This is a genomic window from Psychrobacter sp. ENNN9_III, from assembly GCF_001462175.1.
Classification (GTDB): domain Bacteria; phylum Pseudomonadota; class Gammaproteobacteria; order Pseudomonadales; family Moraxellaceae; genus Psychrobacter.
This window is the reverse complement of the sequence record NZ_LNUO01000024.1, coordinates 17,530-29,508: the sequence shown is the minus strand read 5'-3', so window position 1 is coordinate 29,508 and position 11,979 is coordinate 17,530. Positions and strand designations below refer to the sequence as shown.

The 11,979-nt window shown below is 41.4% G+C and carries 10 protein-coding genes; 7 read left to right on the top strand and 3 right to left on the bottom strand.

The features are described from left to right. Nucleotides 1-542 precede the first annotated feature (542 nt). The 6 genes from PENNN9_RS01800 (at nucleotide 543) to PENNN9_RS01775 (ending at nucleotide 5,702) form a co-directional block, all read left to right on the top strand. Nucleotides 543-1,151: a rhomboid family intramembrane serine protease gene (locus PENNN9_RS01800; protein ID WP_058368055.1), complete on the top strand. Its 609-nt coding sequence runs from the start codon at nucleotides 543-545 to the stop codon at nucleotides 1,149-1,151. Between the two features lie 65 nt (nucleotides 1,152-1,216). Next, nucleotides 1,217-2,161 carry a metallophosphoesterase gene (locus PENNN9_RS01795; RefSeq protein ID WP_058368054.1) on the top strand — a complete coding sequence of 315 codons (945 nt, stop codon included), beginning with the start codon at nucleotides 1,217-1,219 and terminating at the stop codon, nucleotides 2,159-2,161. A gap of 109 nt (nucleotides 2,162-2,270) precedes the next feature. After that, nucleotides 2,271-2,819, top strand: a complete 549-nt coding sequence (gene purE / locus PENNN9_RS01790) for a 5-(carboxyamino)imidazole ribonucleotide mutase (protein WP_058368053.1) — start codon at nucleotides 2,271-2,273, stop codon at nucleotides 2,817-2,819. Nucleotides 2,820-2,996: 177 nt separating this feature from the next. Then, nucleotides 2,997-4,367 (top strand): 5-(carboxyamino)imidazole ribonucleotide synthase, encoded by a 1,371-nt coding sequence (locus tag PENNN9_RS01785; protein WP_058368052.1) that lies wholly within the window; start codon nucleotides 2,997-2,999, stop codon nucleotides 4,365-4,367. Next, the gene (locus PENNN9_RS01780) at nucleotides 4,367-4,816 is read left to right on the top strand and encodes a DUF188 domain-containing protein (protein ID WP_058368051.1); all 450 of its coding nucleotides are present in this window, start codon (nucleotides 4,367-4,369) and stop codon (nucleotides 4,814-4,816) included. The genes PENNN9_RS01785 and PENNN9_RS01780 overlap by 1 nt, the downstream gene beginning before the upstream one ends. A gap of 247 nt (nucleotides 4,817-5,063) precedes the next feature. Then, on the top strand, nucleotides 5,064-5,702 hold the full coding sequence (locus PENNN9_RS01775) for an NAD(P)H-binding protein (RefSeq protein WP_058368050.1): 639 nt from the start codon (nucleotides 5,064-5,066) through the stop codon (nucleotides 5,700-5,702). Nucleotides 5,703-5,879: 177 nt separating this feature from the next. Here PENNN9_RS01775 and epmA read toward each other — a convergent pair whose 3' ends face one another. From epmA to PENNN9_RS01760, 3 genes are all read right to left on the bottom strand, one after another. Beyond that, complete coding sequence (epmA, locus tag PENNN9_RS01770) at nucleotides 5,880-6,902, bottom strand: EF-P lysine aminoacylase EpmA (RefSeq protein WP_058368049.1); 1,023 nt, start codon at nucleotides 6,900-6,902, stop codon at nucleotides 5,880-5,882. 115 nt (nucleotides 6,903-7,017) lie between these two features. After that, on the bottom strand, nucleotides 7,018-8,145 hold the full coding sequence (locus tag PENNN9_RS01765) for a 4-phosphoerythronate dehydrogenase (protein WP_058368048.1): 1,128 nt from the start codon (nucleotides 8,143-8,145) through the stop codon (nucleotides 7,018-7,020). Between the two features lie 116 nt (nucleotides 8,146-8,261). Continuing rightward, nucleotides 8,262-9,407, bottom strand: a complete 1,146-nt coding sequence (locus PENNN9_RS01760; RefSeq protein WP_058368057.1) for an AI-2E family transporter — start codon at nucleotides 9,405-9,407, stop codon at nucleotides 8,262-8,264. An 811-nt stretch (nucleotides 9,408-10,218) separates the two neighbouring features. On the opposite strand from PENNN9_RS01760, the gene PENNN9_RS01755 reads away from it, so the two are divergent. Continuing rightward, the gene (locus PENNN9_RS01755; RefSeq protein ID WP_058368047.1) at nucleotides 10,219-11,883 is read left to right on the top strand and encodes an NAD+ synthase; all 1,665 of its coding nucleotides are present in this window, start codon (nucleotides 10,219-10,221) and stop codon (nucleotides 11,881-11,883) included. The last annotated feature ends 96 nt before the right edge of the window (nucleotides 11,884-11,979 follow it).

Sequence of the window (11,979 nt, the reverse complement as noted above, 5' to 3'; positions counted from 1 at the left end):
CCAGTTGTGCATCACGTTACAACGTATCGGCGTATCGGTTTTATTCGGTATCGACTATATAGTAAAGGTAATAAAAGTAGCTTTTGTAAATATGGCTATAATATGCGCTATTGATTATTTAGTTAATCATAATTTTAGTTATTAGATTTTAAAAAAACCAAAATAGCTTTTTTCATTGAATGGTTATATCGATATTATACTTTTAAGCAAAACTAATTTTAAAAGTCGATAGTAAAAACCTATAAATAAACCCTAATGTCGCTCCTGCGGTCGATTTAAAAATATGATTTATGTACGTTAAATTAATTACCTATTCAGTATAATTTGTATACGTATGTAAATTCATTCAACCTATGGCCGTCTTTTAACTTTATAATCTGACCCATTGGTCGCTGTATCTATGATAGATGCTGATAATATGCATCTAATCTATCGTACCAAAACGTAATTTTTGACGTATATTAATCTCTAAAAGCACCTTGAGCTGTAGCAACTAAGCTTGCAACGTCTTTGTTTATCAGGCTTGGCCTAAGGATTACTCTTTGTTTAATCACACTACACTTATCATTATAGTCACAGTCATCGTAAGTTTATTAGCATGGCAAAATAAAACGCTGTTTAATCGATTAATTTTTTACCCACCAGCGGTAAGTAATGGTCAATGGTATCGCTTTGTCAGTCATGGCTTTATCCATGCTGATAGTATGCATTTACTGTTTAATATGTTTACTTTGTATTTTTTTGGTCGCGCTATAGAAGGGCTTTATCAGCCATTTTTGGGTGGATATGGGTTTGTGGCTTTTTATTTGTTGGCCATTATCATTGCAATGATACCAAGCTATCTGCAAAATAAGAAAAACGCCAGTTATTTAAGCTTAGGTGCATCAGGTGGCGTATCAGCGGTATTGTTTGCTTTTATTCTGTTGGCGCCATGGGAGTCCATCTATCTGTTTGCTATTGTGCCGATTCCTGCGATACTGTTTGCTGTTGCTTATGTGGCCTATAGTATCTATGCTGACAAACATGGTGGCTCTAATATCAATCATATGGCTCATATGTGGGGCGGTGCATTCGGTGTAGTAGCGACCATCATTCTTGAGCCACGAGTATTGCCACATTTTATTAATGCTTTACTTTCTCCTAGTTTTTAGCTTATCTAGTATATGGTGTCATTTACTTTTTAATCTCATTTACTTTTAGGTTTTGATAACGACTTATGATTATAGATGTTATTGGTGATATTCACGGTTATGCTGACAAACTGACGGGATTGCTTGGGCAATTAGGTTATGTCCATAACGGACAATACTTTGTGCCGCCAGATGGTCATCGTGCGCTCTTTATTGGTGACTTAATTGACCGCGGTCCTCAGCAAGTAGCGACCCTTGAGATTGCTTTTGCTATGTTAGATGCTGACGTCGCTGATATCGTCATGGGCAATCACGAATATAATGCAATCGCGTTTGCAACGCGTGATCCTAACAACCCTGAACGCTACTTGCGCTCACATGATGAAGTCCATACGCGTCAGCACGAAGCATTCTTGGCTGAAGTCCCCTTTGACTCAGAGCTACATCATTATTGGCTACAGCGCTTTTATGAGATTCCTTTATGGATTGAGACTGATTATGCCTGCTTTGTCCATGCTTGCTGGGATGTGGACAGTATGGCGCTGCTCAAACCCTTACTTACAGCCGATAACTGCCTAACCCCTCATGCGCTTGCAGTGACTTCAAAAGAGCACACCCCACCATTCGATGCTTTAGAGCGTGTGCTAAAAGGTGTGGAGACGCCATTACCGGATGGCATTGTTATTATTGACAAAGAAGGCACTAAACGCTCACGTGTGCGGGTACGTTGGTGGCTCGACAAGTTAAGATCGCGTACGCTTCATGAGATTGCCCGCGCACCCACGTCAGCACTGGCACAGATTCCAGTTGACGCTTTGGCTGAGAATATTGACTTTGCTATAAAAACTCATAAGCCTGTGTTTGTCGGACATTATTGGCTGGCAGGCGAGCCTGAACCGCTCAGCTCGCAGGTCGTTTGTACGGATTATTCAGCAGCGATTGATAGTGGTTATCTGACTTGTTATCAGCTCGATACCACTCAACCGCTACCTCTACAGTCTGCCAACTTTGTGCAATATCGCCCTCATTAAACCATATTCATTTAACGAATATGAGGATAATGTGAGTATTATCATTAAAACATGGCTTTACGGCTATAGCATAATTTTTGTATGATGGTCGTTTTGAGGATATCACATTATGAGTACCGTATTGGCGACCGAAAACCCCAATCCTATCTCCTCTCCTGACGGCCAGCCAAAAGTTGGTATCATCATGGGCTCACAGTCTGATTGGGCAACCATGAGCTGTGCTGCACAGTTATTGGCCGACTTCGGTATTGCTTTTGATTGCGAAGTTGTCTCCGCCCATCGTACGCCTGATCGATTATTTGATTATGCAAAAGGAGCCAAAGACAAAGGCTTACAAGTAATCATCGCTGGTGCAGGCGGCGCGGCTCACCTGCCTGGTATGTGCGCCAGTCAGACGCCACTTCCTGTATTTGGTGTACCAGTTAAGTCGTCTATGCTAAGTGGGTGGGACAGTTTGCTTTCTATCGTACAGATGCCCAAAGGCGTGGCAGTTGGGACCTTAGCCATCGGTACCGCTGGCGCTTATAACGCAGCCTTACTTGCTATTCAAGTGCTCGCTTTGCATGATAGTATCATCGCTGCCAAACTTGATGATTTGCGTCACACGCAAACCGATACCATCTTAGCTAGCCCTACACCTGGTATCATTAACGGCTAGATAACTTTGTATCACCATAACCACTCTTGTCATCCTTATCAAGATGAGTAGAATTTCATTGATCTACACTTGATATTTAATTTTAGATAGGTTTTACTGATCATAAGGTGCATATGTTGCACCTTTTCCTGTTTTAAACCGTTCGTTTTAATCCATTTTTAATTCAAAGAGTTTCTCATGACCACAGCAAACGCTTATCCTGTTACGCAAACTATCCATACCATCGGTATCTTAGGCGGTGGTCAGCTTGGTATGATGCTCGCTCAAGCTGCTCTGCCACTTGGCTATCAATGTGTATTCCTAGAAGACAACCCCGATTGTCCAGCCAGCCTTTATGGACAGGTATATAGCAGTGAGCAGTTAGATGAATTTATCGCTGCAGCCGATGTATTTACATTAGAGTTCGAAAACACCCCAACAGCGACGGTCGAGAAGTTGGCAAGCCTCGCAGCGGCGGGTAAAAAACAAGGTATGTTCCCACCACCAATTGCCCTTGATATCGCGCAAGATCGCTTGAAAGAAAAGCAGATGTTTAATGATCTTGATATCGCGACGGTACCTTTTATGGCGGTTAGTACGCAAGCTGAATTAAAACAGGCTTGCGAGCAATTAGGCTTGCCCATTGTCCTCAAAACCAGTCGCGGTGGTTATGACGGTAAAGGTCAATATGTCATCAAGCAAGACAGCGATATCAAAGCCGCGTGGCAAGATCTTAAAGATGCGGTCAGCGGTAAAGGCAGTTTAACGCCAACTCCAGCGCCCCTCATTGCAGAAGGCTTCGTGAAGTTTAGCCGGGAGGTCTCTATCATCGCAGCACGCTCTCAAGACGGCCATGTACGCTGTTATGACTTGGTTGAAAACCATCATCACCAGGGCATTTTGGCAAAGACCCAAGCACCTGCCGTTGGTACCAGCCACATATTTAATCAAGCAAAACAAGCCATCACTACGGTCATGAACCATTTAGGTTATGTGGGGGTTATGGCACTAGAATTGTTCGTTGCCAAAGACGCGCGCGGTCATGATTATTTGCTTGCTAACGAGATTGCACCACGCGTACATAACTCTGGGCACTGGAGCATTGAAGGCGCTATCACTAGTCAATTTGAAAACCATATCCGTGCGGTCGTTAATTTACCTTTAGGCGATACTGACAACGTTCACCCTGCAATTATGGTCAACGTACTAGGACAGTATCCTGATATCAGTGACGTATTGGCTATTGATGGTGTCCATTATCATAGTTACCACAAAGCTGAGCGTGAAGATCGCAAGATTGCTCACATTACCTTGATGCCCAACGATGTTATCAATCTAGAGCCAGCATTGGCCAAACTGGTGGCAATATTACCTAACAAGGTTGGCTTGGACAAAAACCATGCGAGTGTTGTAACGCAGCAAAATGAGCCAAATGAAAGTGTTACAGAGCTTGATAATGCAAGCGACACAGCCAATACTGACACTGAAAGCACTGTTTTAGCAAATAAAGACAGTCAAATAGATGATGCAATCAATGTTAAAGCAAAGACAGAAAAGGCTAACAAATAATGCAAATTTGGGTGGATGCTGATTCGGTACCATTAATTGCTAAAGACTTAATTGTCAAAACTGCTGAGCGTACGCAAACGTTGGCAATATTTGTTGCCAATCAGCCTATTAAACTACGTAAGTCACCGCTGCTCGTCATGACAGTGGTGCCATCGGGGTTTGATAAAGCTGATGACTATATCGTAGAACAAATACAACCAGGCGATTTGGCCATCACCAGTGATATCCCTTTAGCCAATGACATTTTGGACAAAGGTGGCATGGTTTTGACAACACGCGGTATGATCTACGATAAAAACAATATCAAACAAAAGCTCAATATGCGCGACTTTATGGATACCATGCGCGGTACTGGCGTCTTAGAGCTGCAAGAAATGAGCGGGCAAAAACCTTATGGCGATCGCGACAAAAAAGATTTTGCCGATGGATTAAACAAACTGGTACGTTAACTTTTAGATTTTCCCATCTCATTTCTCTTGCAAATCATTCTCCTTGCAAACCGTATACACTCTATAACTAAACACTATGCAACTGGCACGCTTCATAACGAAGTGTGCTACCTATTCTTGTTACCGTATATACAGTTTTTAGTACTTACTTTTAATACTTATATTTAATATGAAGTCTTTGAATAAAAAGTATTTTTATTATAAAAATTTATAACATAACGACAATACGAACAAAATAGGAAAGATTATGAAAATTTTAGTGATAGGTGCAAGTGGTCGCGTTGGTAGTGATCTGGTTGAGCAGTTATTAGCTGATAACCATCAAGTGGTCGGTACTACTCGTCAAGATAAAAAACTTTTTAATGATGATAATTACACGCAGTTAGATTTGGATATTACCGCAGAGAAAGATGCTATCCAAAACCAAATTGCTGATGATATCGAAGCAGTATATTTTGTAGCAGGTTCTGGCGGTAAGGGTGTGTTAGAAGTTGATTTGCATGGTGCAGTCAAGACCATACAAGCTGTAGAAGACAAAGGTATCAAGCGCTATATTATGCTAAGTACGGTATTTTCACTGGATACCAGCAAATGGGACAACCCTGCCATCGCAGAATTAAAAGACTATTACATTGCCAAGCATTACGCAGATCAGTGGCTAGTCAATAACAGTACGCTCGACTACACTATCGTGCAGGCTGGTGCTTTAAAAGAGCGTACAGGTACTGGTAAAATCGCTGTAAACAGTACTGAGGCTGGTGAAAATGCCATTGAGGACGTTGCCGCTACGTTAGTTGCAGTATTAAATGCCGATAATAACAATAAGCAAGTCTTTAGTATGCAAAATGGTGACACTGCTATTAGTGATGCTATTGCAAAATTATAGTGGAGCACAACGCTACCATAGTTCAAACGATAAAAAAGCGAGTAAGCCACAAGGTTTGCTCGCTTTAACTTTGGAACACTTTATAAGATAATTTTATTATTAAAAGCTAGAGCAACGAAAGGGATTGTGACATATCAAACTAGCAGCAAGGCTACTTATTATCTAGGCTAATTGGTGCTAGGCTAAATCGCTTGGAAAAGTAATGACTTCTTCTAAGCTAGTTGCTCCTGTTAGCACCATAAGTAGCCTATCTAAACCCAACGCAATACCGCTACACGCTGGTAAGTCATCGCAAGCAGCGAGCAGATGCTCATCGATAGGCATGTTCGGTAAGCCATGACGCTGACGCAATAGATTGTCTTGTTCAAAACGCTGCTGTAATGCTGTCCCGTCTGCCAGCTCATCATAGGCATTGGCAATCTCAATCCCATTGATATATAGCTCAAAGCGTTTGGCAACTAGATTGCCGTCTTTGTCTAAATCGGTCTTAGCGAGTGCCGCCGTTGCAGGTGGATAGTCGATAATTAACGTCGGCAACTCATGCCCTAGATTTGGCTCGACAGCATGACTGAATAGTAAATCCAACCACCCTTGCCGACTGTCTTCTTTATTATCTATATCAGTACTGAAATCAAAACCTGTCAAACCTTTATCTTCTGCGACCGCTTCCAGTGCTTCTATACTGGCTGTCAAAGGATGGATACCTACAAAGTCCATAAACGCATCGACATAACGATAATGATTCATAACTACCGGATAGCCATATAATGCCTCTAACAATTGTCCCAGCTCATCAGCCAAATCTGTCAGGCTGTAATCTGGCCGATACCATTCAAGCATGGTGAATTCAATATTATGCCGCGCCCCTATCTCATTATCGCGAAATACAGAACAAATCTGATAAATAGGCACCTGCCAGCTGGCAAGAAGACGCTTCATTGCAAACTCAGGCGAAGTATGTAGATAATAAGTACGTGGCCTATCTTGATAAGTTACTTGCGCAGCCACTGATTGCAAAAAAGTATCAGTATTACCTGCTTGCGATAGCAGTGGCGTCTGTACTTCAAGCACTTGACGCGTTGTGAAAAACTGACGGATATCACTAAGCAGTTTTGCGCGCTTTTGCGCCATTGCAAGTGTCATAGTTGGGGCGTAGGTAGGCTTAGAAGTATGGGTAAAGGTATTAATTGACTGATTCATTACTATCCAACATGGTTTATGAAAAAGGTATTAATTGACTGATTCATTACTATCCAACATGGTTTATGAACAATATGTTTGATCAACGTGTTTTTAAGTTTAATATTTTTAGGATTTAAAACTGCCACTCACGGCGCAAATGATAATCACGACGCAGCTGGTCAAAGTTCGCGCCACTCACCTGTCCATTAGTTACTTTTTCGCGCAGCTCTCTATCATCTTGTATGATGTCATAAAACTTCACCAGCCTATCTGGGTAAGCTTTAAGCTCAGACCATAGATACATATTGACTGGTAATAGCTGCTGCATAGCTTGTGTAGGCGTGACCGCAAATTCTTCACATAATGCATCATAAACCATCTGCGTACCGCGCAGCTTACCTTCTAAGGTATAACCGGCGATATGCGGTGTGGCGATAGCCAGTTTCGATAGTAACTGTTCAGATACTTGCGGCTCATGCTCAAACACATCGAGCACTACTTGGCGCTTATTATTCTCGATGTCGGCTTGTAATGCTGCTGAATCGATAACTGGTCCACGTGCACTATTAATGAGCAAAGTTTCTGACGGCATGGCATCTAACGCAGTTTTATTAATTAGGTGCCACGTAGGATAATCGCTACCACTTGGATTATTATTCGCTTTTTTGTCAGTCAATGGTACATGTAAGCTAATAACATCGCTTTTGCTAATGACTTGCGCAAAGCTGGCATTATTGATATTCGATGCAGGTAATAGCGGATCATAACCCAATACTTGCCAGCCAAGATCAGTAGCGTATTGCGCCAGTATGCGGCCAATATTACCAAGCCCGATAATACCCAATATCGGTGGCGTCAATGGCTGCTGCCAGTACTCTGGGCGCAAGGTTAAAATAGCCGTCAATACATACTGCGCCACCGAATGCTTGCTACAGCCTGCTGCATTCGCAAAAGTAATATTTCGCTCTGCTAAATAGCCTTGGTCGACGTGGTCAGTGCCAATCGTCGCTGAGCCGATAAACTTAACGCTTTGATTATCTGCTAACAAAGTTGCATCTACTGGCGTCACAGAACGGATTAATAAAACATCTGGTTGCAGCTCGGCAACTAACTTCGCATTGATATCTCGTCCAGCGACTTTGATGATATTGACCGTTCGATAAGTCTCTTGACCCAAAGTCTTTTCACTAAAAAAATCTTCAAGACCCGCGATATTTCCATCAGCAATGATAGTCAGATCGTGAGTAGCCTTAGATGTCATAGAATCAGTGCTTATAACATTGGACATAGATGAGCGCCTCGATTAATGATAGATAAATAATGTTGGCATACGCCATTAGACTGTTAGATAAGTAGCAATACTGTCTGACAAACAATTCAACTTTTTGTATTCTTTTTTATTTGGTCATCAAAGTCTAACAACATCTGATTGTCTACTAACGTTACCTCTTTTGGCGCAAAAATCTCATCTCTATGCTGAGATATCCATTCACGCCATACAGCAAGTCCGATGGCTAGCACTACTGGTCCAATAAACAAACCGACAAAACCAAATGCGGTAAGACCACCTAATACACCGATAAAAATGATGATAAAAGGGATTTTGGTCGCGCCACTAATCACAATTGGACGAATCAAATTATCCACCCAACTAATGACTAAGATACCCCATAATGCTAAACCTATACCTTCTGTTGTATGTCCTTGACTCAGTAGCCAAAACGACACTGCGCCCCACGCAAACGGCGTACCAAAAGGGATTAACGCAATCATAAAAGTGACAATAGTTAACAAGATAGGACTTGGCGCCCCTGAAAAATAGTAACCAATGCCTGCAAGCAGCGCTTGCGCCAATGCTGTCAGACCGATGCCGTACACCACTGCGCGTGTCGTTGTACCTACCGAGTCAATATAACCGTCGATTCGATTGCCAATGACGTTGCGTAGGGCCTGGCGAATCTGACGTATCAAGCTAGTCCCGTCACGATAGAAGAAAAACAATGTCATGAGTGCCATACCAAGCTTAGCTAAAGTGCTGAGCACCACGTCTAGGGCTACTTTGCCATAGTATAAATGCGACTGAATCCAAGCACGAAAAGCTTCAAGCGTGCCTTCAGGGTTTTTGTTAATTTGCCATAATATATCTTTGATCTGCTGACCGATAACGGGTAAATCTTTGAAATAATCGGGTACATCGAGGTAGCCTACCTTCACACGGTAGATTAAGTTGCTATAAAGACTAAGCGCCTCTTGTTGCAAAATAAACACCCCTATTACCAGTGGCACTCCAATAATCAACGAGATACTTACCGTCATAATGCCAGCGCTAAAGTCTGGACTGAGTCGGACTTTTTCATGAAAAAAGGTATAAATTGGAAAAGTCACGTAGGCCAAAATCGCGGCCCATAAAGCTGGTACAATAAAAAACTGTACTACCTGAAAGCACAGTATAAATAACATCACCAATAATGTGATAGCGAGCAGGCGTTGAATGACTACTTCTTTTGTCCAGTTTTCAATCATAACTTTTAAACCAAGCATTGACAGCAAAAACTTAACGAGCTTTTACTGCAAAATCTGTAAATGAGTAGACATCAGCTTATAGATGAAGTCTACAAACTATATCCATATATAAAAGCTTTGTTTCATAATTTTGTTTAATAAGTTTAAGGGTTCTCAAACTCCTGCTTTTGTTCTTTATGCTGTCAACTATATCCTATTAACAGCTTAATAACTTATGTACAACAACAAATAATTTATTGATTAACCTTGCTGACCTAATATCATCAACTTGGTAAAAAAACTTAATTAACGTCCATCATTATGCAATAACGTCCCATGAATAAACAATGATGTGTTGTAATTTTTACTTACAATTTCCTCTTTATTTACCGAAAAACTATCGTTTATGAGATTTATAGCAGATGATATTTATGACCTGAACGTTTAGACAACTGAGTAGTCATCTATAAAGGTAAATCACTGCTACATTCTCGTAGGCTATAAAATTGATGTTATACTAAAGCTATTAATTTATTTTTAACAATACTATGTAGATTTTTCGGACAATATTCTGTCTAAGCGTCAATATCGTTGATCATATAAGATCGATTCTTAGTATTGATTGATTAATACTGTTTATCTGAAACCATTAGCATACAGTCTAATAATTGAGACGAGATGCTTGAGCAGACTATAACTGCTAGCACCGTTCTATAGATACAGATACTTTATTTTGGGCTTATAACAGCTCTCCAATTTTCATTGATATACTTATAGGAACAATAACAATGTCAAAAGACACTGATAACTAAAAGACACTGATAACTCTAATCTGACGGCAGGAAACCCTGCCAGTACGACCAATGCACCTTCAAATAATGTTACCTTCGCTTTAGCTCAATCACACTTCTTGGTAGGGGATATATCCGTCAATGCTGACAAAATGCGTCAACTTGCCATTCAAGCGCGTGACCAAGGCGCTGATGTTATTGTCTTCCCAGAACTGGCTTTATTGGGCTATCCTCCGCAGGATTTACTGCTACGTCCAAGCTTGTCTGGGCGTATCAAAAGCGCATTATCGGCTTTGAGCGATATTCAAGATATTGTTATGATTGTCGGCTATCCACATGTTGATCATCATGGCACCTTTAACTCAGCCGCTATCTTGCATAATGGTCACCAAAAAGGTTTTTATCATAAGCAGTTTTTGCCTAATTATGGAGTATTTGATGAGCGCCGTTATTTTGATAAAGGCCGCAATCAAGTGTTGTTTGATTATAAAGGCATCACTATCGGGCTACTTATCTGCGAAGATCTATGGGAAAAAGAACCCATTGCAGATCTAAAACAGCAAGGCGTCGATATCATTATCAGTCTCAACGCTTCTCCATTTGAGATAGGTAAGCAAGATATGCGTAAGACCATGCTGACTCAGCGTAGCCGTGAGCATCAAGTGCCAATTGTTTATGTGAATGCGGTGGGTGGTCAAGATGACTTGGTATTCGATGGTGGTTCTATTGTGGCCCAAGCCGATGGCTCTATCGCTCATGAAGCTTCGCGTTTCTTAGATCAATTGATGCTGGCGACCTTGAACGTTGATAGCGGCAAATTTGACACTCAAGAAAAAGCGCCACTCACACTGAGCCGTGAGTCAGAGATGTACCAAGCACTAGTCGTTGGACTACGTGATTATGTCAAACATTCAGGATTTGGCGGCGTACTTGTTGGCTTGTCAGGCGGTATCGATTCAGCCTTGACTTTGTGTATCGCTGTAGATGCTTTGGGTGCAGACAAAGTCTATGCTGTCATGATGCCTTATGAGTTTACTTCAAAGATAAGCTTAGAAGACGCTCAAGCACAAGCACGTCGTCTAAATGTCTCTTATACAGTCTGCCCTATCTTTGATGCTGTCGAAGGTATTCGCCATACATTAGCGCCATTATTTAATAAGTCACCAGCTGATACCACTGAGGAAAATATCCAAGCACGTGCGCGCGGCGTTATCTTGATGGCGTTGTCTAATAAGTTTGGTCATTTAGTCATTACGACTGGCAATAAGTCTGAGCTAGCCGTCGGCTACTCTACTTTATACGGTGACATGGCTGGCGGCTTTGATGTACTAAAAGACGTTTATAAATCACAGGTTTATAACTTGGCAAGCTATCGTAATCGTTTGGAGGATACACCTGTGATTCCTGAGCGGGTCATCACTCGTCCGCCATCAGCTGAGCTACGCCCTGATCAAAAAGACCAAGACAGCCTACCTGATTATGATGTGTTAGATGGTATCTTAACCTTATATATCGACGAAGATATGGGTTATCAGGCAATCGTTGATAAAGGTTTTGATGCCGAGATGGTCGCCAAAACGATCAAAATGGTGGACAATAGCGAATACAAACGTCGTCAGTCGCCGATTGGTACTAAGATCAGTCAAAAAGCCTTTGGACGTGAGCGTCGTTACCCATTGGTCAATAAATGGTCAATCGATAACTAAAAGTTTATTGGTTTTACTATTTGGTTTTGATTATACCTTTATATTATTATGTTTATTATTAGCTGGGCACTTCTTGTCCAGCTTTTTTATTAGCAG

Bases quoted from the DNA above. Each gene is read 5' to 3' on its own strand.
- PENNN9_RS01760 (WP_058368057.1), bottom strand. From the start codon at position 9,407: ATGATTGAAAACTGGACAAAAGAAGTAGTCATTCAACGCCTGCTCGCT.
- PENNN9_RS01795 (WP_058368054.1), top strand. From the start codon at position 1,217: ATGATTATAGATGTTATTGGTGATATTCACGGTTATGCTGACAAACTG.
- purE (WP_058368053.1), top strand. From the start codon at position 2,271: ATGAGTACCGTATTGGCGACCGAAAACCCCAATCCTATCTCCTCTCCT.
- PENNN9_RS01785 (WP_058368052.1), top strand. From the start codon at position 2,997: ATGACCACAGCAAACGCTTATCCTGTTACGCAAACTATCCATACCATC.
- PENNN9_RS01775 (WP_058368050.1), top strand. From the start codon at position 5,064: ATGAAAATTTTAGTGATAGGTGCAAGTGGTCGCGTTGGTAGTGATCTG.
- PENNN9_RS01765 (WP_058368048.1), bottom strand. From the start codon at position 8,145: ATGACATCTAAGGCTACTCACGATCTGACTATCATTGCTGATGGAAAT.
- epmA (WP_058368049.1), bottom strand. From the start codon at position 6,902: ATGAATCAGTCAATTAATACCTTTACCCATACTTCTAAGCCTACCTAC.
- PENNN9_RS01780 (WP_058368051.1), top strand. From the start codon at position 4,367: ATGCAAATTTGGGTGGATGCTGATTCGGTACCATTAATTGCTAAAGAC.